Genomic DNA, 22,115 nt, shown 5'->3' on the forward strand with positions numbered 1-22,115 from the left:
CCGTTCCATTGGTCCTCGTATGGACGGCGCTAAATGTAGATGGCGCCATCCATATAGAGAACCGCTTTCCCGGCGATCCTCACACGGTCGCCGGCCAGTTCGCAGGACAGGGAACCGCCGCGGGCCGAGACCTGCCGGGCCTTCAGCCGCTCCTTGCCAAGGCGCTGCGCCCAATAGGGGATCAGCGTGCAATGGGCGGAGCCGGTCACCGGGTCTTCGGGAATCCCCTGGGCCGGCGCGAAGAAGCGGGAGACGAAGTCCACGCCGCCGCTGCCCGGCGCCGTCACGATGACCGCGTAGAAATCCTCCAGCCGGGCCAGGGCGCTCATGTCGGGGGTCAGGCCGCGCACCGTCGCCTCGTCGTCATAGACGACCACGAGGTCGCGCGCCTTCAGCAGCGCCGTCGGCGGCGGTCCGCCCAGCGCGTCGAGCAGGCCGGCCGGCGGCCCGGCCAGCGGTTCCGGCGGGCGGCTGGGGAAATCCAGCGTGTAGAGATCGCCGTTGCGGGTGACGCTGAGGGTTCCGGCTTCCCGGGTGGCGAAGTCGATACGCGGGCAGCCCCACTCCAGCATCGTCGCGATGACGAAGGCCGAAGCCAGCGTGGCGTGGCCGCACAGGTCCACCTCGACTGTCGGGGTGAACCAGCGGATCTCGTAACCGTCACCGCGGCGGACGAGGAAGGCGGTTTCCGCCAAATTGTTCTCCGCCGCGATGGCCTGGAGCGTCGCGTCGGGAAGCCAGTCCTCCAGCGGCACGACCGCCGCCGGGTTGCCCGCGAACACCGCGTCCGCGAAGGCGTCGACCTGATACAAGGGAAGGCGCACGGTGCCTCCTTAGGGTTTCTCGGTGAACAGGAACGCCTGGGCGTGCCGCTCCATCCCCGCCGCCTCGTAGAAGGTGACCGCCTTGGGCGCGGACAGGAGAAGGCAGGTCACGCCCTCCCCCACCGCGGCGCGGGTGCGGCGCATCAGCTCCTTGCCGATGCCGCGCCCCTGACAGGCGCGGTCGACGGCGAGGTCGGACAGGTAGCAGCAGAAGGCGAAATCGGTGACGGACCGGGCGACACCGACCAGCGCCCCGTCCGCGTCGCGGGCGGTGACGATCAGGCCGGCGTTGCGCAGCATCGCCTCCACCCGTGGGCGGTCCGCGACGGGCCGGCGTTCGGCCAGCCCGGAGCGGTGGAGCACGTCGATGAAGGCGTCGGCGGTGAGGTCGGGCTCGACGGCGTAGAGGATCGCAGCGGCGCTCATCGGCTCAACCCCGCCAGAACGGCTTGCTGACCTCGCTGTCCACATCGGCGCGGGACACGCCGATGTCCTTCAGCAGATGATCGTCCAGCCGCATCAGCGCCTGCCGCTGCCGCCACCGCTCATAGCCGTTCAGGCCCGCCTCCATCACGAACCAGACGGGGCGGATGCCGACGGTGAGGGCGCGCGCAATGACCTTGAGAACGGTCGTGAACGAGGACGATCCGGACGAGCGGGTCGCTTCCGTGGTGCGCATGATGAACCTCCTTCGTCAAAACATTCAGCCCCGAACAATCGAGACAATGGGGATTATGTCGACACAATCGCGCCGGTCAATGTCGTTATTGTCACCATTACATTTCCGATATCGGATGTATCCCGGCGGCCACACCCGCCCCTTTGCCTCACGTCCCGAACCGGGTTGCGTGGTCCGACGGGCGTCAGCGCGCCAACCGCTCGGTCGCCTGCCTCCAGCGGTCCCGGAGAATGGCCAGATCGCGGGGAATCGCGATGTTCCGCTCGCCCGCCTCGAGGATCATGTCCAGTTGCTCCCGCAGCGGTTCCCGCTGGGTGTCCGACCGCACGCGCGGGGCCAGCCGCAGAATGGCGTCGACGAGCCGGATGAGCACCGCGGCGTTTCCGCTCCCCGCCTGCCGGATCTGATCGAAGGCAGCGCCGACGAAGCCGTCGTATCCGGTCACGTCACGCACGACCCGGACAATTCCGGCGGAATCGCGCAGAACCGCCGGCTCGATCGCCCGGTCGAAGATGCGGGCCATCGAGGCCGAAAGGTTGTCGATCACCGCCAGGGCGGTGAACACGTCGTTGATTCCCGGCGACAGGGCGCGGGTGGCCATCTCCACCAGTTGGCGGATGCCGAACTCCACGTCCTGGGTCGGGGTGCGCTCCGAACCGACGATGAAGGCGCCGCGGATCGCCTTCGACAGCTCCGCCGTGCAGGAACCGGCCGGAAACACGGCCACATGCTCGCCGCCACCGATGACGTAATGGCCGGGGCGGACATCCAGACGAATCACCGAATCGGCTCGTTGGGCGGTGGCGACCAGTCCGTCCAGGTCGATCGCCTGGACGTACCCGTCCTGATCAAGGTCCACCCAGGCGAAATCGCCGCGCAGGTCGGGGGGGACCTCCGGGGGACCCTCACCGCGCTCGGGGAGCAGGGCTGCGGTCACGTCGCGCAGATCCGCCGCCACCCGTTGCACCACATTGTCGTAAATGATCGAACGGGCAAGCTTGTGAACGTAGACCAGCAGAACGAACAGACACAGGGCGGTCAGTCCGGTGCCGACGCTGACCGCCAGATGGGGCACCCGATCGGCCTGGTTGCCGTCGATGGTCCGAAAGACGACCAGCAGATAGACGATGTCGGCCAGGAAGAGGCCCAACACCGCCTGGGTCGTCCAATCCTGGATGAAATTGCGGATCAATCGTGGACCGATCTGGCCGGCCGCCAAGGTCAACACGACCATGGTGATCGACACCACCAGCGACGTCATGGTGATCATGCCGGTCAACAGCGACGACAGCAGCTGGCGCGCGTTGTCGGCGTCCCCGGCGTAGAGGAGCCAGTAATCCGTGGCGTTCTCCACGGCGCCACGCCCCCAGGTGAGCAGCGCAATCGCCAGGGCCGCCGCCACCCCGCCCATCAGGAAGGGAACGAACCACAGGCTGGCCCGGAGAAATGCCCAGTAATGACGAATCCGGTCCCTCATTGCCGCTCCCAGAGACGTGCTGTTTGAAACGGCTTTAACAACGTGCGGCGCCGCCATATGGCCGCCCGGCCCGGGCGCGGCAGCCCGGACGAACCAACCCCGGAGATCGGCCAGACATGAAAAAGGCCGGCCGCGGGAAGCGGCCGGCCCGGCATGGCGCCCTGGATGGCGCCGGATGCGCTTCCGTTACTCGCGGTTGCCCATGAGTTGGAGGAGCATCTGGAAGAGGTTGATGAAGTTGAGGTAGAGCGAGAGAGCGCCCATGACGGCGAGCTTGGTGTTGGCCTCGTGGCCGTAGCCCTCGGCGTACTCCTCCTTGATGCGCTGCGTATCGTAGGCGGTCAGGCCGGTGAAGATCACCACGCCGAGCACCGAGACGGCGAACTGCAGGGCGCTGGAGCCGATGAAGATGTTGACCAGGCTGGCGATGACGATGCCGATCAGGCCCATCATCAGGAACGAGCCCATCTTCGACAGGTCGGCCTTGGTGGTGTAGCCCCACAGGCTCATCGCCGCGAACATCGCCGCGGTGATGAAGAACACCCGCGCCACGCTGGCCCCGGTGAAGACCAGGAAGATCGACGCCATCGACACGCCCATCACCGCGCAGAAGGCCCAGAACAGCCCCTGCAGCGCGGCCGCCGACATCGCGTGGAAGCGGAAGGACAGCACCATGATGAAGGCCAGCGGCGCCAGCATCACCACCCACTTCAGCGGGGTCGTGAAGATCGGAACGTACAGCGCCGGCGTGCTCGCCACGAACAGCGCCACCAGCCCCGTCACGCCAAGGCCGAGCATCATGAAGTTGTAGACCCGCAGCATGTGCTTGCGCAGGCCCTCGTCGAACGCCGCGCGGTCCACGCCCGCGGCGCCGGCGCCCCACCGACTCTGGTTGGGATACTGGTCGAACATTGCGAAAACTCCCTCGTTCAAGCCTCTGACCGGCAAGCCTCTGGCCGGCGGCGGGCGGCATGGCGGCGACTCGGCCACCAGAGGGGCCCGGACCCTGGTTGCCCTAATAGTTGGCCGTATGGCCGGCGTCTTTCAAGAGACCCGCCCCCTCGCGGGAGCCACGCGAACGGGAGCTTGGAACACGCTTGGCGGTTCCCATATGGCGGCTTGGGAGCGGCCGGTCCGGCAAGCTGGAGCGCCGCGTCACGCATCAACAACTGAGAGCCGGATCAACAACATGGAGAGTGCCGCGTTGAGCGACCAGCACCACAGGCGCCTCGAACGGCGGGTGGATCGCATCCAGGAGAAGCTTCCAGACGCCATGGCGCGGGTGTTGGCTTGGCTCCGCGAGCCGCGGGCGACCTGGGTGCGCGTCCCGGCCGGGCTGCTGCTGATTCTCGGCGGCCTGCTCAGCTTCCTGCCCGTGCTGGGCATCTGGATGCTGCCCCTCGGCCTCGTGCTGCTCGCCTACGACGTTCCGTTCCTCCGCCCGCCGATCAACCGCGCCCTGGTGCGCGGCGAGCGGCGCTGGAAAGAGTGGAAGCGGCGCCGCCGCGCCGCTTCCTCATCCTCGTGACCGTCATTCTCTGACCGTCAACCTCTGACGGGGCCGTTGCGTCAGGAAAAGGCCCCGGTGCGGGCCGGCGTGCGCTCCAGCGGCCCTTCGCCGGGGCTGTAGCGCTCCGACCGCGGGCCGGACAGGCGGTCGTGGTCCTCATCCGCGACCATGGCCTTCAGCGGGCAATGGCCGCTCATGCCGCGGGCCACCAGGGCGGCGCCGGCCAGCCCCATGATGGCGCCGCGCACGTCGGCGCCGCGGCGCACGCCGCCCGCCGCCATGACGAGGCCGAGGCCGGTGGACACGGCGCGTTCCAGCGGCCCGAGATTCCGTTCGCCTCCAAAGAAGCGGTCGTAGGTGTGTCGGATGGCGTTTTCGGCGCTCATGCCTGAAGTCTCCCGGCTGTGCCCGGCGCGAAAGGGATGCCGAAGCGGCGCCGGGCGGTCCTGACTGCAACGCCCGCCCGGCCATCCCGGTTCCCGAGCGCACGGCACAAGCGGGACTGCACAATCGCGACAATGCGGTGACACTTGTCGATTGATCGGTACAATGTCATCATTGTCCCCATGACACAGTGGGTTCCCGATCTGGAGGGGCGGCAAGGCCCCCGTTACCGCGCCATCGCCGATGCCCTGTCCGACGACATCGCCAACGGACGGCTCGCCCCCGGCACACGGCTTCCCACCCACCGCGACCTCGCCTACCGCCTCGGCGTCACCGTCGGCACCATCACCCGCGCCTACACGGAGGCGGAGAAGCGCGGGCTGATCGGCGGCGAGGTCGGGCGCGGCACCTTCGTGCAGGGGCAGCGGCACATGCCCCCGTCCGATCCCTTCACCTGGCCGCCCCGGCCCGAGCCCTCCGTCGTCAACATGACCGTCGTGACGCCGGAGCACCCGATGTCGGTGCCGATGATGGGCGCCACCCTGGCCGCCATCGGCGCGTCGCCCAACCTCGGGACGCTGCTGGAGTACGCGCCCCACGCCGGCCTGCCCGCCCACCGTGCCGCCGGGGCGCAATGGCTGACGCGGCAGCACCGGGCGGCGGCGACGCCGGACACGGTCCTGCTGACCACCGGCGCGCAGAACGCCATGGCGGTGGCGATGGCCGCGGTGGCGCGTCCCGGCGACGTGGTGCTGACGGAGCGGCTGACCAACTACGGCATGAAGACGCTGAGCGCGGTCGAGGGCTACCATCTGGAAGGCATCGCCATCGACGAGCATGGCGTGATCCCGGACAGTTTCGACAGCGCCTGCCGCCGTCTGGCGCCCAAGGCGCTGTATCTGGTGCCTACTCTGCACAACCCCACCGCCTCGGTCATGCCGCAGGCCCGGCGGGTGGAGATCGCCGCCATCGCCCGCCGCTACGGGGTGATGCTGGTGGAGGACGACGTGTTCGGCTTCCTGGTTCATGACGCGAAGCCGATCCAGGCCATCGCCCCGGACGTCACCATCTATGTGAACAGCCTGTCCAAGAGCGTGTCGGCCGGGCTGCGCGTCGGCTATGTGGTCGCTCCGCCGGCCCTGGTGCCGCGGGTGGAGGCGGTCATCCGCGCCCTGCAATACTCGTCCCCGCCCCTGCCGCCGGAGGTCGCGACGCGTTGGATCACCGACGGCAGCGCCGACCGCATCGCCGAGGCCCAGCGCGGAGAGGCCATGGCGCGCCAGCAGATCGCCCGCTCCATCCTGCCCGCCAACGCCGTCTGCGGTCACGCGTCGGCGCAGCATCTCTGGCTGGTCCTGCCCGAGCCCTGGCGGCGCGACGACTTCATCGCGGAGGCGCTGCGGCGCGGCGTGAAGGTGACGGGCGGCGACGTGTTCGCCGTGGGAAGGGCCAGCGCCCCGCACGCCGTGCGGCTGGGCCTCTGCCACCCGCACAGCCGGGACGAGCTGGCGCGCGGCCTGCGCACGCTGGCCGACCTGCTGGAGAATCCGCAGACGGCGATGCTGTCGATCGTGTGATCGAGGGGAAGCGGAAGGGCCGCGCCCTTACGGGAACGGCCGGACCGTGTGCAGATGGTTCAGCGGGCCGTGGCCGTGGCCGAACCCGGGGGCGGAGCGGATGGCCTCGTCCACATACGCACGGGCACGGGCCACCGAATCGCGCACGCTCAAGCCCTGGGCGACGCCGGCGGCGATGGCCGAGGCCAGGGTGCAGCCGGTGCCGTGGGTGTGCGGGGTGTGGATGCGCCGCCCCTCGAACACCTCCTCGCCGTCCTCGGTGAGCAGCAGGTCGCACAGCCGCTCGTCCTCCAGATGGCCGCCCTTCAGCAGAACGGCCTTCGGCCCGAAGGTGCGGATCATCTCGGCGGCGCGGCGCATGTCGTCCAGATTGCGGACCGGGATGTCGGTCAGCGCCTCGGCCTCCGGCAGGTTGGGCGTGACCAGTTCGGCATGGGGCAGCAGGCGCTTGCGCAGGGTCTGCACCGCGTCCGGCTCCAGCAGGAAATGGCCGCTCTTCGAGACCATCACCGGATCGACGACCAGCGGAACGTTGATGGCCCGCGCCTCATACTCGCCGGCCACCGCCTCGATGACGGCGGCGGTGGCGAGCATGCCGATCTTGATGCTGTCGGCCCCGAGATCCTCCAGCACCACCTTCATCTGCAGGGCAACGAAAGCCGGGTCGACGGGCAGCACACCATAGACCCCCGTCGTGTTCTGCGCGGTCAGCGCCGCGATGGCGGTCATGGCGAAGGCGTTCAGCGCGCTGACCGCCTTGATGTCCGCCTGGATGCCGGCACCGCCGCCGGAATCGGACCCGGCGACGATAAGAACACGGCCGTTGATCGGGTGGGCCTGCATCGGGATTGCTTCCGTCTGGTCGTCTGGTTGGAGGGTGGGCCTTAGGAGGCGGTCTCCAGCCGGGCGGCGTCCGTGATGGCGCCGGCAATGTCGGCCACCACCGCGTGCACCAGCCCTTCGTCGTCGCCTTCCGCCATGACGCGGATGACCGGCTCGGTCCCCGACTTGCGGATCAGGATGCGTCCCGACCCGTTCAGCCGCGCCTCGCCGTCGCGGATCGCCGCCTGGACGGAGGCGATCTCCAGAGGCTTCGAACCGGCGGCGAAGCGGACGTTGGTCAGCTTCTGCGGCACCGGAGCGAAGACCTGGCAGACCTCGCTGGCCGCCCGGCCGCCGGACTGGATCAGCACCGCCAGGACCTGGAGTGCGGCGATCAGCCCGTCGCCGGTCGTGGAATAGTCGGACAGCACGACGTGCCCCGACTGCTCCCCACCGACGTTGTAGCCGTGCTCGCGCATATGTTCCACCACATAGCGGTCGCCGACCGGCGTGCGGACCAGCGCGATGCCCAGTCCCTGGAGATGGCGCTCCATGCCCAGGTTGGACATCACCGTGGCGACCACGCCGCCGCCCTTCAGCGTCTGGGCCTGCGCCCAGGAGGAGGCGATCAGCGCCATCACCTGGTCGCCGTCGACGACGCGCCCGGCCTCGTCGACCATGATCAGGCGGTCGGCGTCGCCGTCCAGCGCGATGCCCAGATGGGCGCCATGGGCCACCACCTGTTCCTGCAGGGTCCGGGTCGCGGTGGCGCCGCAGTCCTTGTTGATGTTCAGGCCGTCCGGGTTGACCCCGACCGGGATCACGTCGGCCCCCAGCTCGTACAGCACCTTCGGGGCGACGCGGTAGGCGGCGCCGTTGGCGCAGTCCACGACGATCTTCAGCCCGTCGAGCCGCAGGCCGCGCGGGAAGGTGTTCTTCACATACTCGATGTAGCGGCCCGTCGAGTCCTCAAGGCGCGAGGCGCGGCCGAGATCGGCGGAGCCGGCGAGGTCCGGCGCGAAGGGCTGGCCCATGCGCGTCTCGATGGCGATCTCCACCGCGTCCGACAGCTTGTAGCCGTCCGGCCCGAACAGCTTGATGCCGTTGTCCTGGTACGGGTTGTGCGAGGCGGAGATCATCACGCCGAGGTCGGCGCGCAGCGAGCGCGTCAGCATGGCGACGGCGGGCGTCGGCACCGGGCCGAGCAGCACCACGTCCATGCCCATGGAGATGAAGCCCGCGGTCAGCGCCGGCTCCAGAAGATAACCCGACAGACGGGTGTCCTTGCCGATCACCACGCGGTGCCGGTGGTCGCCCCGGCGGAACTGCAAAGCGGACGCCATCGCGACGCGCAAGGCGGTTTCCGCCGTCATCGGATCGATGTTGGCGGTGCCGCGGATGCCATCGGTGCCGAACAGGTGTCGCGTCATGAAATCCCTCAGGAATGGGCCAGTCACTGTACCGCAACTGCGGATGTGGTGAGAAGGTCATCGCTTGGCATGGGGGCGGGGTCAAGAACCCTTCCGCGCGCACGCCAAAGGGTTACATGAGCCGTACGATCACGGCATCCTTGCGGGATGCAGCCCCTCCCAGACGGCGCGTGCCTGGACCGTTTGGGGGACATCATGGACACGCAGGATCTGCGCGCCCTGGTTCAGCGTTTCCAGGCCGCCGGCCAGCGAACCGGCCAGACGCTCCTTCGGCGGCTCGCTGCGCGACAGCTTGCCGATCAGGGTCTTGCGCGACAGCCCGATCAGCAGGGCGCAGCCCAGCCCGTGATAGAGGGCGGTGTGGCGCAGGATGTCGAGATTGTGCTCCACCGTCTTGCCGAAGCCGATGCCGGGATCGATGGCGATGCGCTCCAGGGCCACCCCGGCGGCGAGGCAGGCCTCCACCCGCTCCTCCAGCCAGTCGAACACGTCGAGCGCCGCGTCCTCATAGGTCGGATTCCGCTGCATGGTGCCGGGTTCGCCCCGCATGTGCATGACCACCACCGGGGCCGCCTTCTCCGCCACCAGCGGCAGCGCGCCGGGGTCGCGCAGCCCGGCCACGTCGTTGATCAGCGCCGCCCCGGCGTCGAGCGCCGCACCCATCACCCGCGCGTGCCGCGTGTCCACCGACACCACGGCGCCCCTGGCTGCGAAGTGGCGGACCACCGGCAGGACGCGGGCCTCCTCCTCTTCGGGCGACACCGGGGCGGAGCCGGGACGGGTGGATTCGCCGCCGACATCCAGCAGGTCGGCCCCGGCCTCCAGCATCGCCTCGCCATGGGCGATGGCGGTTCCGGCGTCGAAAAAGTCGCCGCCATCGGAAAAGCTGTCCGGCGTCACGTTGACGATGGCCATGATCCGGGGGCGCCCGAGGTCCAGCCCGCCGAACGGCGCCCGCCCACGGGTCAGAGCGCCCAGCCGCTTGTCGAGGCTCTGCGCCACGGCGGTGCCGCGCTCCCACCCCCAGGCCATGATCTCGGTCAGCGGCGCGAAGGCCCGCTCGATCCGCGCCCCCTGCCGGACGATCAGTTCGGCGGTTGAGAAGGAGAAGCGCCCACCGGCCAGCGGCACCGCCGCCCCGGCGCTCCAGGCGGCGACCGGCAGCAGCCCGACCGGCCTCAGATAAACGCGGACGCCCTCCTCCCCCGCCCAGGGTGCGAAGGAGGCAAGCGAGCCGGCGGCGGATTTCGGGGCGGGCTTGGCGATCGGAGTCTTTGCGATCGGGGGCATGGCGACGATTCGTGCAGCGGAACGGAAGACCGCAGCCTGTCACGGCGGGAAGCCCCGGCGCAAGAGACTGCGGTCCATCGTTTCACCGGAACGCCGTTGCTCCCGGTGTTATGCGCTCTTGGGCAGCGGGGCCAGGGCGGCCAGCATCTGCTTCTTGCGCTCGCCATAGATGCTGCCGAGTTCCTCGGCGCGCTTGTCGTCCAGCGCCTTCTTGGCCTCCTCGAACAACTCCTCCTCCTCCTCGTCGAGGTGGTGGCGGGTGACCTCGCCCAGCACCTGGAGCTTGGCCTTCCAGGCGGTGCTGTCGGCGGGCATGGCGTTCAGCTCGTCGAGGAAGCCGTTGATGATGTGATGCTCGTTCAGGCCCTCGGTGGTTTCCTGCTTGGTGTTCTTCGCCTTGGACAGCGACTGGTAGAAGACGGCCTCCTCGATCTTGCCATGGGCCCACAGCTCGCGCTGCAGGTCCTCATAGGCGGCGCGCCCGTCGCCGTCCGCCTTCTCGGCCGCGTCGAGCAGGCGGCGGATGGTGTCGTGGTCCTGCTTGATCCGGTCGAAGATGCTGGTCATCGGTCCTGTCCCGTTGTTGCGGTGTCTCGACGGGACTCAACCCCGGCCCGGATATGGTGTTCCCGGTGCCAAAGGGGATCAGCCATGCCGAACCATCCAGTGCAGGCTGAACAGGCCCTGCTCGTCGGTCCAGCTCCGCTCGGTGCGCCAGCCGGCACGGGCGGCAAGGCGGCGGAAGCCGGGTACGGAGTATTTGTAGGAGTTCTCGGTGTGGATCGTCTCGCCGCGGGCAAAGCGGATGGGGTGGCCGGCGATGCGGACGGTCTGGTCGTCCAGGCTGCGCAGATGCATCTCGATCCGCCCACGCGCGGTGTCGTAGCGGGCCACGTGGGTGAAGCGCTCCAGGTCGAAGGTGCCGTCCAGCTCCCGGTTGATGCGGGCCAGCAGGTTCATGTTGAAGGCGGCCGTCACCCCGCGCGCGTCGTCATAGGCGGCCTCCAGCACCGCCGGGTCCTTGCGCAGGTCCACCCCGATCAGCAGCCGCGCCCCGGCCCCGAGCCGCCGCCCGAGCGTGTCCAGGAAGGCCATCGCCTCGGCGGGCCGGAAATTGCCGATGGTGCTGCCGGGGAAGAAGGCCATCGTCCGCTCCGGCGCGACGCCCCGCGGCAGGGCGAAGCCCCGCACATAATCGGCGGCCACCGGCACCACCGTCACCGCCGGATAGTCGCCGGCCAGCCGGGCGGCGGCGGCGATCAGATGGTCGCGGCTGATGTCCACCGGCACATACATGGCCGGCGCGTCCAGCGCATCGAGCAGGATGCGCACCTTGACGCTCGACCCGCTGCCCAGTTCCACCAGGGTGGCGCCGCGCCCGGCGAGGCGGGCGATCTCCGCCGCGCGGTCGTGCAGCAGCGCGGTCTCGGTCCGCGTCGGGTAATACTCGTCGAGTGTGCAGATCGCGTCGAACAGGGCCGAGCCCTCGGCGTCGTAAAAGTACTTGCAGGGCAGGCTCTTGTCCGGGCGGGACAGCCCCTCCAGCACGTCGGACAGGAACACGTCGTCCTGCGCCGGCCCCCGCGCGAAATGGGCGCGGGCGGCGGAAATTGCGGTCATCAAGCGTCCTCCGCGAGGCGCACGCCGCTGAACATCCAGCGTTGGTGCGGATAGAAGAAATTCCGGTAGGTGGCGCGGGCATGGCCGTCCGGCGTGGCGCAGCATCCGCCGCGCAGCACATACTGGTTGGCCATGAACTTGCCGTTGTATTCGCCGACCGCCCCGGCAGCGGGGCGGAAGCCCGGGTAGCCGCTGTAGGCGCTGGCCGTCCATTCCCAGACGTCGCCGAACATTTGGGCAAACCCCTCGTCCGCCGCGGCGGCCACAGGGCGCAGCAGCCCGCTGCCCAGCGTGTTGCCGGTGGCGGGAATGCCGCTGTCCAGCGTTTTGCCGGCGGCGGTTTCCCACTCGGCCTCCGTCGGCAGGCGCTTGCCGGCCCAGCGGGCGAAGGCGTCGGCCTCGTAGAAGCCGACGTGGCAGACCGGGGCGTCCTCGTCCAGCGGATGCTCGCCCAGCAGGGTGAACTCCCGCCAGCCGCCGTCCTCGCCGCGCCGCCAGTAGGCCGGCGCCTCCCAGTCCTCGGCGTTGACCGTGGCCCAGCCGTCGGACAGCCAGAGCGCCGGGTTGCGGTAGCCGCCATCCTCGACGAAGGCCAACCACTCCCCGTTGGTCACCGCGCGGGAGAACAGCCGGAAGGGACGCAGAAGCACCTCGTGCCGCGGCCCCTCGTTGTCGAAGGCGAAGCCGTCTCCGCCATGGCCCACCGCGACGATCCCGCCGTCCACCGCGATCCAGCGCCCCTCGTGGGCGGGGCCGCGCAAGGCGGGGCGGTACGGACGGTAGGCCGGCGCGACCGGGTTGCAGGAGAACAGGTGCAGCAGGTCCATCAGGATCAATTCCTGATGCTGCTCCTCGTGGGCGAGGCCGAGCGTCACCAGCGGGGCCAGCCGCTCGGCGTCGCCACGCTCCAGCAGGGTCAGCATGGCGGCGTCGACATGGTCGCGGTAGGCCGCCACTTCGGCCACGCCGGGCCGTGTCAGCAGGCCGCGCCGGGGCCGCGGATGGCGGGCGCCGACGGCCTCGTAATAGGAGTTGAAGAGATAGCCGAAGGCCGGATCGAAGGGTCGGTAGCCCGGCAGATTCGGAATCAGCAGAAAGGTTTCGAAGAACCACGTCGTGTGGGCCAGATGCCATTTGACCGGGCTGGCGTCCGGCATGGACTGCACCACCTGATCCTCCGGCGACAACCCGACGGCCAGCTCCGCCGAGGTGGCGCGCACCCGGCGGAAACGGTCGGCGAGTCCGCCGGCTTTGGCGGCTGTTTTGAGCATGGGCGCTGTGTCCTTCCCCGCCTGACAGGTCCCGGTAAAGCTGTGCCGCTTCGCCGGGCCGCCAACCCTCCTTTCGGAGTGGCCCGGACGGGCTGCCCGACCGCAACGCTCCGCCGGGCCGACCGCTCAGCGCGGAGGGCGGACGGCTTCGGACCCCGACAGGTGGGGGAAAAACGGACGTGGGCGGCAGAAAGGACGGCGGGGGACGGGATGGTGACCTTTTCGCGCCGGACGCCGTCAGGCCGGCTCCGTCGCCGCCGGCTCCGCCTTCGGAACGTGATGGCGGCCGCGGGGCGCGCGCAGGGCGAGGATCGGTTCCAGCTCCTCCGCCAGGACCGGGCGGCTGAACAGGTAGCCCTGGAAGCTTTCGCATTTCAGGCTGCGCAGAAGCTGGAGCTGCGCCTCCGTCTCCACCCCCTCGGCGACCACCGACAGGCCAAGGCTGCGCCCCAGCCCGATGATGGCGCGCGGGATGGAATCGCCCGTCCCGTCCTGCTCCAGATCGTGGATGAAGGAGCGGTCGATCTTCAGCTTGTCGATCGGGAAACGGTGCAGGTAGTTGAGCGACGAGTAGCCGGTGCCGAAATCGTCCAGCGCGATCAGGCACCCACGCTGTTTCAGGGCGCGCAGCGTCGCGATGGCCGACGGGATGTCGTCGATCAGGGTGCCCTCGGTCACCTCGATCTCCAGCTCCCAGCCCTGGAGACCGTTGCGGTCCAGCGCGGCGGCCACCTTGGCGGGGAGCTGCCCGTCGCGGAACTGCTGGGCGGAGACGTTGACGGCGACCGGCACGGTCAGGCCGATCTGGTCGCGCCAGCGGCGGACCTGGGCGCAGACCTCGTCCAGCACCCAGTCGCCGATGGCCTGGATCAGGCCGGTTTCCTCGGCCACCGGCAGGAAGCGGTTCGGCATGATGAGGCCGGCATCGGGATGGCGCCAGCGCAGCAGAGCCTCCACCCCGACCACGAGGTCGTCGGAAATGCGCAGCTGCGGCTGGTAGACCAGGAACAGCTCCCGGTTCTGCAAAGCGCGGCGCAGCGCCGCCTCCAGATCCAGGCGTTCGCGGGACCGCGCGCCCATCTCGCGCGTCACGAAGCGGTAGGCGTTCCGCCCGGCGTCCTTGGCGTTGTACATGGCGATGTCGGCGCAGCGGATCAGCCCCTCCGCGTCCTCCGCGTCGTCGGGGAACAGGCTGATGCCGATGCTGGGCGACACCACGAAGTTCCGCCCGCCGATGGCGAAGGGCACGGCGAGCTGGGTCATCACCTTTTCCGCAACGGCGGCGGCCACGCCCGGCGTCGGAATGTTCGGGACGACGATCAGGAACTCGTCGCCGCCCAGCCGGCCCACCGTGTCCGACGGGCGCATCGCGCCGTGCAGCCGCCGCGCCACCGACCGCAGCACCTCGTCGCCGAAGGAATGGCCCAGGCTGTCGTTGATGATCTTGAAGCGGTCCAGATCGATGAACAGCACGGCCACCCGCGCGCCGTCGCGTCGCGCCTCCCGGGCCGCCTGGGCGATGCGGTCGAACAGCAGGACGCGGTTGGGCAGACCGGTCAGCGGGTCGTAATGGGCCAGATAATGGACGTGCTGCTCGGCCCGCCGCTTGTCGCCGATGTCCTCGACGAAGGCCATGACGAAGGGCGGGTCGCCGGGGGTGGACACCGGCTGGAGATGAACGGAGAAGTGGCTGTGCCGCCCACCGGCCAGCAGCAGGCGGTCGACCTCCAGCCGCACGCTCTCCCCCGCGATGGCGGAGTCGATGGCGGCGCTCACCGCCGGGTCGGGCGCGCGCAGCCTGGCGTCGGTTCCGATCAACCCGTCACGCCCCACCCCGACCGTGCGGGCGAAGGCCGGGTTGCAATCGGTGATCCGGGCGTCCGGCCCGATCAGGGCGATGCCCAGCGGCGCCTGGTTGAACAGCAGATCCAGCTCCGTCTCGCGACGGCGCAGCGAGGCGGTGATGCGCCTGGCGATCACCAGCGCCCGGTGGCGCGTCGCGGCCAGCGCCCACAGCAGGGCGGACAGCAGAAGGCTGAGCGACAGCCCCGTCGCCAGAACCAGTGTCGGCTTCCAGCGGTCCAGCCCCTCCTCGAAACTCGTATGGCTCTCGTACTGGATCGTCCAGACGCGGTTGGCCAGGACGAGATCACGGGTCGCGCTCAGCAACGGCCGGTCCGACGTCTCCGGGCGGCTGCGGTAGAGCGGAAACTCCCCCTTCCCTTCGAACACCGTTGCCGCGACGTCGCCCATCCGGCTGAACGCGGATTCCACCAGTGGCGCGACCTGGATCGGAGTCATCACCAGCCCGGCGAAGGCGACCCGCCGCTGTTCCTGGGTGGCGGGGCGCTGCCCGTCACGGTAGACGGCCTGGAAGACCAGGAAGGAGGGCGGCTGCGGCTCCCCTTCGTCGAGCCTCAGCCCGACGACGCGAACGACCGTCGGTTCGCCGCTGTCCCGCGCCTGCTCCACAGCGGCACGACGCACCGGCTCCGCCAGAAGATCGTAACCGAGCGTGCGCAGGGTGCGTTCGTTGACCGGGGCGGCGTAGAGGGTGACGAGCCGCATCGGACCGGCCGTGTCCGGCCAGATCCGGAAACCGCGCAGCCCGTCCATCCGGGCCTCCGTCACCAGCTCCGGGCCGGTCCATTGATCGGCGAGCCGCGCGAAGGCGACGGCGGAGATCGCCGGAAAACGCTCGGCAAGATGCAGCCCGTCCACGAAACGGCTCCATTCCGCGCGCTTCACCTCGGGGTAAGCGGTGAACAGGGCGGCGGCGGAGCGCGTCACCTGCACGTAGGCCTGGATCTGATTCTCGAAACGGCGGTGCAGCTCCTCCACCCGCAGGGCGAACCGGCCTTCGGCCTCCGCGGCGACGCGCTGGCGGGTGTCCTGCCACACCAGCGCGGTCAGCAGAAGTGCTGCCAGCAGAACCAGAAGCGGAAGGCGCTTGGGAATGGCCCCCGCATCGGTGGCGGAGTCGGCCATGGAACCGGCAGCGGACTCGCCCGGCGCGCGGTCGATCGGATCGGGGCTGGAAGACCTCTGCATGGAGCCGTACCGAAGCTGCCTGTGACGCCGCCATCCGGACTCCGACCATCGGAACGACGCGCGCCGGTAGACCTTAACCAGAATGGGCCCGTGCGAGAAGCGTATAAATAAGGGCGAAATCACCCACAGCGTGCGACGGCGCTCAAAACTCCTGCAACACCTTGGGGCTGTTCTGCAACAGCGTCTCGATCATGCCGAGGATCTGCTCGATCTTCGTGCGGGTGGCGTCCAGTTCGTCGGCCGTCTTGTCGTCGATGCCGGCCTCCATCAGCATCATGTCGAAGGCGTTCAGCGTCTCCGAAAAGGCCTTTTGTTCCGCCTGGAGCACGTCGAAGGCGCCGAGCGAGCTGGTCAGCGCCAGGGGCGGGTCGCTGACGAAGGCGTGGCTGATGTCGGTGAAATGGGCGATGGCCGTCAGCTTCTGCCGGATCACCCATTGCGGAAAGTTCGGCGGCAGGTCGTTCCCCGTTTCCGGCAAACGCTCCTGGATGGAGAAGACCAGACCCTGGATGTCCAGATAGGCGTTCCGGATCTCGCGGAAATGGGGAAAGGTCTTGGGCTTGCCGGCGTTGCGGACACGACCCAGCCGGGCGTTGTCGTCGGTCAGCTTGCGCGCCATCTGGACCACGATGTTCGCCACCTTCCCCATCGCCCCGTCATCCTTTTGTTTCGCGGCTGTCACCAATCTATAGCATGCGCGGCCCGGCCGGGGGCAGGACGTTCACGTCGCCGGCCGCCCCTGCGCCTGCGGCAGGCGGTCGCCCACCCCGCGAAGCAGCGCCTCGCGCGCCGAATCGTCGGGCGCCGCGTCCAGCGCCCGGTGCAGGTCCAGCAGGAAGGCGGCGTAGCGGTTGTGCCAGTCCCGCCCGGCGGTCACGGCCTCCGGCTCCAGCCGCGGCGGACTGCCCTCGGTCGTTGCCGGCGCCTGTGCCGGGACGGCGGCGGTCAGGTCGGCCGCCTCGTCCAGCTCGGGCAGGCGGATCAGCGCCGGGTCCCAGCCGCGGCGGACCAGGGCGTCGCGCAGACCGGCGCGGGCCTCCTCCTCGCCATGCACCAGGAACAGGCCGCGCTTCACGCCCTGCCGCGCCGCCACCCAGGCCAGAAGGCTGCTGCGGTCGGCGTGGCCGGAATAGACGTCCAGCGACCGGACGCGGGCGCGCACCGCGATCTCCTCGCCATGGATGCGGACGTTCGCCGCCCCCTGCTGCAACAGGTGGCCCAGCGTGCCCGGCGCCTGGTAGCCGACCAGCAGGACGGTGGCCTCCGGGCGCCACAGATGGTTCTTCAGGTGATGGCGGATGCGCCCGGCGTCGCACATGCCGCTGGCCGCCATGATGATGGCGCCGCCCTTGAGGGCGTTGAGCTTCTGGCTCTCCGCGGCGGAGCGGACGCGGTGCAGGTTGGAGCGCGCGAAGGGATCGCCCCCGGTGCCGAGATCGGCGAGATGGCGGCGGAACACCCCGGTGACGGAGTCGGCCAGCGGCGAGTCGAGAAACACGTCGACCAGCGGAATCTCGCCACGGTCGAACAGCCGGTGCAGGTCGTAGAGAAGCTCCTGCGTGCGCTCCACCGCGAAGGCGGGGATCAGCAACGGCCCTCCCGCGGCGAGCGCCGCCCGCACCTCGTCGCGCAGCAGGGCCTGCCGCTCGGCCTCGCCCACCTCGACCCGCTCGCGGTTGCCGTAGGTGGTCTCCAGCACCATCCAGTCGGGGCGCGGCGGCCCCTCCGCGTCGGCGTGGAAGGACTTGCCGCCCGGCCCGAGGTCGCCGGAAAACAGGATCGTCTGCGCCGTCCCGCCGCGCGTCACCTCCAGTTCCACCGACGCCGAACCGAGGATGTGCCCGGCCTGCCAGAAGCGGGCGCGGATGCCGGGCAGCACCTTCACCCACTCCCCGTAATCGACCGCGTGGAGATGGCGGATCGCCGCCTGGGCGTCGGCCTGGGTGTAGATCGGCTCCACCGCCGGGCGTCCGCGCTGGCGGTTGCGCCGGTTCAGGCGGTCCACCTCCGTCTCCTGGATGTAGCCGCTGTCGGGCAGCATGTAGGCCAGCAGGTCGGCGGTGCCGGCGGTGGTGTGCACCCGCCCCTTGAAGCCCTGGCGGACCAGTTTCGGCAGCAGGCCGGAATGGTCGATGTGCGCGTGGGTCAGCAGCACCGCCTTCACGGCCGAGGGCTTGAAGGGGAAGGGTCGGTAGTTCAGCTCCTTGACCGTCTTGGTGCCCTGAAACAGGCCGCAGTCGATCAGCAGATCGCCGTCGCCGGTCCGGATTCGGAAGCAGGAGCCGGTGACCGTGCCGACGGCGCCGTGGAAGGTGAGGGACAGTGTCATGGCGAATCCCCGCCTTGTTGTGCCCTGTCCCCCTATCCTGCCTGACGAAGGGTTACCGGCCCGTCAACGAGGCCACCGTCAACAGGGGGCTGCCAACGCGTCGGCGATCAGCCGGGCGAGCGGCAGGGCGTTGCTGGGGTGCGGAACCCCATCGCAGGACAACGGCGTGCCCAGCCCCTCGGATTGGAAACGCGCGGCCACAGCCGGGTCGAACAGGGCGTGGACGCCGAACACCCGGACCGACGTGGCCCCCGCGGCCCGCGCGGCCCGTGCGCAGGAAAAGATGGTCTCGCCGGAGCTGATGACGTCGTCGACGATCACCACCGGCCGCCCGGCCAGCGGCGCGCCGTCGGGCAGGGTCACCGTCACGTCGCGGTCGCCGCGCCGCTCCTTCCGCCCGACCAGGGCGGTGAGGCCGAGCGGCCCGGCCACCGCCTCGACCAGCGGGGCGGCCTCCTCATCAGGGCCGACGATCACGGTGTCGGGCGCGGCCCCGTCGCGGCGCAGCCGCTCGGCGATGGCCCCGGCACCGCTGAGGCAGATGGAGGGGCGACCGACGAACACCTCGTCCAGCGTGTGGGTGCGGTGAAGGTGCGGCTCGACGCAGACGAAGCGGTCGAACAGCCGGCCCAGCCAGTCCCCCACCACCGTCTGGCTGACCGGCTCGCCGGGGCGGAACACCGCGTCCTGGCGCATATAGGCCATGTAGGGAGCGACGAGGCACAGCTCCGTGGCGCCCTGGCGGCGCAGGACGGACGCGGCCAGCGTCAGCTCCACCAGCTTGTCGTTCGGACGGTCGAGCGAGCGGTAGACCACCGCCCGCTCCACGGGTTCGGGCAGGCGGACGAGGCTTTCGCCGTCGGGAAAGCGGTGCAGTTCGGCGATGTGGCAGGGAACGTTCAGGGCCTCGGCCAGACGCCGCGCGCCGTCGGCCGATTCCGGAAATCCATAGACGCCCGTATAGCGGGCCATGCTGTCCCCTCTCGCGTTGCGCGCCCGGACCTGGGCGCCCCGATCGGCCCGTACTATGCCGCAAGGGCCGCGGCGCGGCGACCACGACCTTAGGCGCAACGTTACCGTGAAGGGATAGGACGGCAGGGACGGACGCCTGGAAATGATGCCGCGGCGGTCTTCCACTCATTGACCGATGACGAAGGTATGAGGCAGTTTCCCGCCATGCGCGTGCTCATCGCCGACGATACGGTCCTGATGCGCACCATGCTCTCGGAGCAGGTGGCGTCCTACGGCCATGACGTGATCCTGGCCAGGGACGGCCGGGAAGCGCTGAACCTTGCCCAGGCCGAATCCTTCGACATCGCCATCATCGATTGGGAGATGCCGCGGCTGTCGGGGCTGGAGGTGTGCTGGCTTCTGAAGGCCGATCCGCGCACCGCCTACAGCTACCTGATCCTGATGACGTCCCACGACGAGCCCTTCCACGAGATGAAGGCGCTGGACGCCGGGGCGGACGACTTCATCCACAAGCCGGTCAACCGCGCCCACCTCAAGGCGCGGCTGAAGGCGGGGGGCCGCATCACCGAAATGCACCGGCTGCTGGTTGCGCAGGCGCAGACCGACCCGCTGACCGGCGTCGCCAACCGGCGCGCCCTTCTGGACCGTGCGGCCGAGGAGATCCGGCGGGCGCAGCGGGCGCGGCAGCCTCTGTCCCTGCTGATCGCCGACATCGACCATTTCAAGCGCATCAACGACAGCCGCGGTCACGCCGCGGGCGACGAAGCCCTGCAACGCTTCGTCCGGACTCTGGACGGCGCCCTGCGCCCCGGCGACCTGATCGGGCGCTACGGCGGGGAGGAGTTCGTGGTTCTGCTTCCCAACACCGCGCTGGCGGATGCGTCGGTGGTGGCGGAGCGCTTGCGCCAGCGCGTCGCCGCGCAGGAGATGGGGCCGGACGGCGATTCGTTCCGCATGACTGCCAGCTTCGGCGTCGCCCCCGTCACGCCGGACGCCCCCGGCGGCATCGACGACGCGCTCCGGACGGCCGATGCCGCGCTGTATCGCGCGAAGGCCGAAGGGCGGAACCGCGTGGTCCCCTCCCCTTAAACCGTTCACGCCCCGCCTCTCCCACCCGTCTCCGGCAGCGAAGCCAACGGGATGCGGGGAAGAGGCGATGCGCCATGTCCATGTGGCGTTTCTGGAGGGGACGAAGGTCCTGATCGTCCGGCGGCGCGAAGTCAGCACCTGGTGGAGCCGCGCCCCGGCGGAGCCGCGGGTCGTCGACGCCGCGGGCCAATGGGCGGTTCCCGGCGGCGGCTACGAGAGCGTCGCCAGCCCCCTCATGACGCTCCAACGCCTGTTCCACGAACAGACCGGCCTCGCCTTCCCCGATTGCCGGGCGGCGGAGCCCTGGCGCCCGACCTCGCGGAGCTTCACGCTGTATTTCGTCCCGGTGACCGGGCTGGAGTCGCTTGCCTCCTCGATCACCCTGCGGGTCGCGCCATCCGCCGTCACGCCCGGGCGCCCGGCGGGCGGCGCCATCGTGAACTGGGAGCTGTCCTCGGCCCACGTCGTACCGCTCGCCAAGGTGGTTTCCCATCTGGGGGTGCGGCAGCCGGTCTCGCACGAGAACCAGCTCGCCATCACCCGGCAGGCGATGCACTCGCCCTCCTCCCAGTCGATCGAGCGCTACGCGACCATGGCCGCGATCATCGCCCTGAAGTGAGCCCGTCCCGGCGGCCTCAGCCCTTGCCGTCGCCCGGCGGGGTGCGGACGGCGGTGGCGGCGAGATACTGGGCCGCCGTCCGGAGAAGGAACTCCGCCACCGCCATGTCGCCCAGGTCGCGGTCGGGGCCGCCCAACCGGTGGCGGCGGTCGGCGTCGATCAGGCCGGTGGCGATGACCTGGGCGGTCAGCCACGCCCGCTGCTCCTCGTCCGGCACCCCGGCCATGCGCTCCAGCATCGCGTTGCAGGCGTGGTCGATGGTCCCCAGGCCGGGCCGGTCGGACGACAGGTAGCTGGTCTCGTTGCGCGGCGCCGGCTCCCCGACATGGGAGCGGGCGAGCAACGCCGTCTCCAGGGTCAGGCGGAAGGCGGTGCGGCGTGGTCGCCCCTTCCGCCGCAGCCGCAGCGCCATCATGGTGAAGAGCTGGGCCACCGCCTCCACCCGCTCCGCCGGCACCTCGTCGAGGATGTCGACGATCTCGGCGCTGACGGCGTTGCGCGGTGCCGCCTCGCCGGGCCGCACCACCGCGGTGGCGAAGACGGCGATCAGGGTGCGCAGGGCATCGGCCTGCTCAATGGGAGAGATGCGGCCGATCTGGGCGGGGTCGAACATGGGGGCGCTCCGCTCTGGCTGGGAGGGATCAACAACTCCTCCCCGCTATGTTGGAACGCGGGGGGCGGTCAGGAATCCCCCTCCTTCGGGTCGATGGTCTCCGCCCGTCGGCTGATCAGCTGGTAGAGTCCGAGCCCGAGCACCATGAAGACGATGACCATCAGGAGGATGGCCGGGTAGATCATGGCGCTCATGTCCGAGGTCCGCGCCTCGAACACCAGCACAAGCCCTTCCAGGCTGGCGGCGATGATGATGGTGGTCAGGAACTTGGTCAGGGTGCGCCGCGCCTCGTCGGCATGGCGCAACTCGCGGTCGTGCTCCAGCTCCTCCTCGTAGAGATACTTGGCGATCTCGAAGACGGCGATGGCCAGCACGATCATGCCGACGCCGTCCAGCAGCCCGTGAGTCGTCGCCTCGATGTCGAGCAGCAGAAGGCTGTTGAACACCGCATAGGCGGCCACGCCGATGAACACCAGGGCGAACAGCATCAACACGCCGGTCGCCAGGAAATAAATGACCTGCGACGCCTTCCGGAATCCGTTCCCCACGATGCGCTTC

22 protein-coding genes are annotated in these 22,115 nt (G+C 69.7%); 4 read left to right on the forward strand and 18 right to left on the reverse strand.

Annotation, left to right across the window (positions count from 1 at the left end; translation table 11 throughout):
• Positions 1–29 precede the first annotated feature (29 nt).
• From DXK32_RS11730 to DXK32_RS11750, 5 genes are all read right to left on the reverse strand, one after another.
• Positions 30–824, reverse strand: coding sequence for a PhzF family phenazine biosynthesis protein (locus DXK32_RS11730; protein ID WP_114858662.1), 795 nt, complete (start codon positions 822–824; stop codon positions 30–32).
• Positions 825–833: 9 nt separating this feature from the next.
• Entirely contained in the window at positions 834–1,250 is a 417-nt protein-coding gene (locus tag DXK32_RS11735; RefSeq protein WP_114858663.1) for a GNAT family N-acetyltransferase, read from the reverse strand.
• Positions 1,251–1,254: 4 nt separating this feature from the next.
• Positions 1,255–1,503, reverse strand: a complete 249-nt coding sequence (locus DXK32_RS11740; RefSeq protein ID WP_114858664.1) for a DUF1127 domain-containing protein — start codon at positions 1,501–1,503, stop codon at positions 1,255–1,257.
• 184 nt (positions 1,504–1,687) lie between these two features.
• Positions 1,688–2,980, reverse strand: coding sequence for a DUF2254 domain-containing protein (locus DXK32_RS11745; RefSeq protein WP_162801146.1), 1,293 nt, complete (start codon positions 2,978–2,980; stop codon positions 1,688–1,690).
• A 186-nt stretch (positions 2,981–3,166) separates the two neighbouring features.
• A complete protein-coding gene (locus DXK32_RS11750; RefSeq protein ID WP_114858666.1) occupies positions 3,167–3,892 on the reverse strand; it encodes a Bax inhibitor-1/YccA family protein in 726 nt (241 codons plus the stop codon).
• Positions 3,893–4,169: 277 nt separating this feature from the next.
• On the opposite strand from DXK32_RS11750, the gene DXK32_RS11755 reads away from it, so the two are divergent.
• Positions 4,170–4,508, forward strand: a complete 339-nt coding sequence (locus DXK32_RS11755; protein ID WP_114858667.1) for a hypothetical protein — start codon at positions 4,170–4,172, stop codon at positions 4,506–4,508.
• Between the two features lie 41 nt (positions 4,509–4,549).
• Here the strand turns inward: DXK32_RS11755 and DXK32_RS11760 are convergent, their stop codons facing one another.
• A complete protein-coding gene (locus tag DXK32_RS11760) occupies positions 4,550–4,876 on the reverse strand; it encodes a YgaP family membrane protein (RefSeq protein WP_114858668.1) in 327 nt (108 codons plus the stop codon).
• 180 nt (positions 4,877–5,056) lie between these two features.
• Here DXK32_RS11760 and DXK32_RS11765 point away from each other — a divergent pair, with 180 nt between their 5' ends.
• A complete protein-coding gene (locus DXK32_RS11765; protein WP_114858669.1) occupies positions 5,057–6,451 on the forward strand; it encodes a PLP-dependent aminotransferase family protein in 1,395 nt (464 codons plus the stop codon).
• A gap of 27 nt (positions 6,452–6,478) precedes the next feature.
• Here DXK32_RS11765 and thiD read toward each other — a convergent pair whose 3' ends face one another.
• The 10 genes from thiD to DXK32_RS11815 form a co-directional block, all read right to left on the reverse strand.
• The gene (gene thiD, locus DXK32_RS11770) at positions 6,479–7,294 is read right to left on the reverse strand and encodes a bifunctional hydroxymethylpyrimidine kinase/phosphomethylpyrimidine kinase (protein WP_014240094.1); all 816 of its coding nucleotides are present in this window, start codon (positions 7,292–7,294) and stop codon (positions 6,479–6,481) included.
• Between the two features lie 41 nt (positions 7,295–7,335).
• The gene (glmM, locus tag DXK32_RS11775; RefSeq protein WP_114858670.1) at positions 7,336–8,703 is read right to left on the reverse strand and encodes a phosphoglucosamine mutase; all 1,368 of its coding nucleotides are present in this window, start codon (positions 8,701–8,703) and stop codon (positions 7,336–7,338) included.
• Between the two features lie 129 nt (positions 8,704–8,832).
• Positions 8,833–9,993, reverse strand: coding sequence for a dihydropteroate synthase (gene folP, locus DXK32_RS11780; protein ID WP_114858671.1), 1,161 nt, complete (start codon positions 9,991–9,993; stop codon positions 8,833–8,835).
• A 108-nt stretch (positions 9,994–10,101) separates the two neighbouring features.
• Positions 10,102–10,560 (reverse strand): hemerythrin domain-containing protein, encoded by a 459-nt coding sequence (locus DXK32_RS11785; protein ID WP_014240091.1) that lies wholly within the window; start codon positions 10,558–10,560, stop codon positions 10,102–10,104.
• A 78-nt stretch (positions 10,561–10,638) separates the two neighbouring features.
• On the reverse strand, positions 10,639–11,613 hold the full coding sequence (egtD, locus tag DXK32_RS11790) for an L-histidine N(alpha)-methyltransferase (protein WP_114858672.1): 975 nt from the start codon (positions 11,611–11,613) through the stop codon (positions 10,639–10,641).
• Positions 11,613–12,884 (reverse strand): ergothioneine biosynthesis protein EgtB, encoded by a 1,272-nt coding sequence (gene egtB / locus DXK32_RS11795; protein WP_114858673.1) that lies wholly within the window; start codon positions 12,882–12,884, stop codon positions 11,613–11,615. Before egtB ends, egtD begins: the two co-directional genes overlap by 1 nt.
• Before the next feature lie 237 nt (positions 12,885–13,121).
• Entirely contained in the window at positions 13,122–15,935 is a 2,814-nt protein-coding gene (locus DXK32_RS11800) for a bifunctional diguanylate cyclase/phosphodiesterase (RefSeq protein ID WP_247877105.1), read from the reverse strand.
• Between the two features lie 142 nt (positions 15,936–16,077).
• Entirely contained in the window at positions 16,078–16,584 is a 507-nt protein-coding gene (locus DXK32_RS11805; protein WP_109469174.1) for a hypothetical protein, read from the reverse strand.
• Between the two features lie 72 nt (positions 16,585–16,656).
• Positions 16,657–18,264: an MBL fold metallo-hydrolase gene (locus tag DXK32_RS11810; RefSeq protein WP_114858675.1), complete on the reverse strand. Its 1,608-nt coding sequence runs from the start codon at positions 18,262–18,264 to the stop codon at positions 16,657–16,659.
• Positions 18,265–18,342: 78 nt separating this feature from the next.
• Positions 18,343–19,236: a ribose-phosphate diphosphokinase gene (locus DXK32_RS11815; RefSeq protein WP_114858676.1), complete on the reverse strand. Its 894-nt coding sequence runs from the start codon at positions 19,234–19,236 to the stop codon at positions 18,343–18,345.
• A 186-nt stretch (positions 19,237–19,422) separates the two neighbouring features.
• Between DXK32_RS11815 and DXK32_RS11820 the strand changes: the two genes are divergently transcribed.
• Together DXK32_RS11820 and DXK32_RS11825 are read left to right on the forward strand one after the other, a co-directional pair.
• Positions 19,423–20,325: a GGDEF domain-containing protein gene (locus DXK32_RS11820; RefSeq protein WP_114858677.1), complete on the forward strand. Its 903-nt coding sequence runs from the start codon at positions 19,423–19,425 to the stop codon at positions 20,323–20,325.
• Between the two features lie 67 nt (positions 20,326–20,392).
• A complete protein-coding gene (locus DXK32_RS11825; protein WP_114858678.1) occupies positions 20,393–20,944 on the forward strand; it encodes an NUDIX domain-containing protein in 552 nt (183 codons plus the stop codon).
• Positions 20,945–20,960: 16 nt separating this feature from the next.
• On the opposite strand, the gene DXK32_RS11830 is transcribed toward DXK32_RS11825, so the two are convergent.
• The gene (locus DXK32_RS11830; RefSeq protein ID WP_114858679.1) at positions 20,961–21,557 is read right to left on the reverse strand and encodes a hypothetical protein; all 597 of its coding nucleotides are present in this window, start codon (positions 21,555–21,557) and stop codon (positions 20,961–20,963) included.
• Positions 21,558–21,625: 68 nt separating this feature from the next.
• Entirely contained in the window at positions 21,626–22,105 is a 480-nt protein-coding gene (locus DXK32_RS11835; RefSeq protein WP_114858680.1) for a hypothetical protein, read from the reverse strand.
• Positions 22,106–22,115: the final 10 nt, after the last annotated feature.

The organism is Azospirillum brasilense (assembly GCF_003349955.1).
Taxonomy (GTDB): Bacteria; Pseudomonadota; Alphaproteobacteria; order Azospirillales; family Azospirillaceae; genus Azospirillum; species Azospirillum brasilense_B.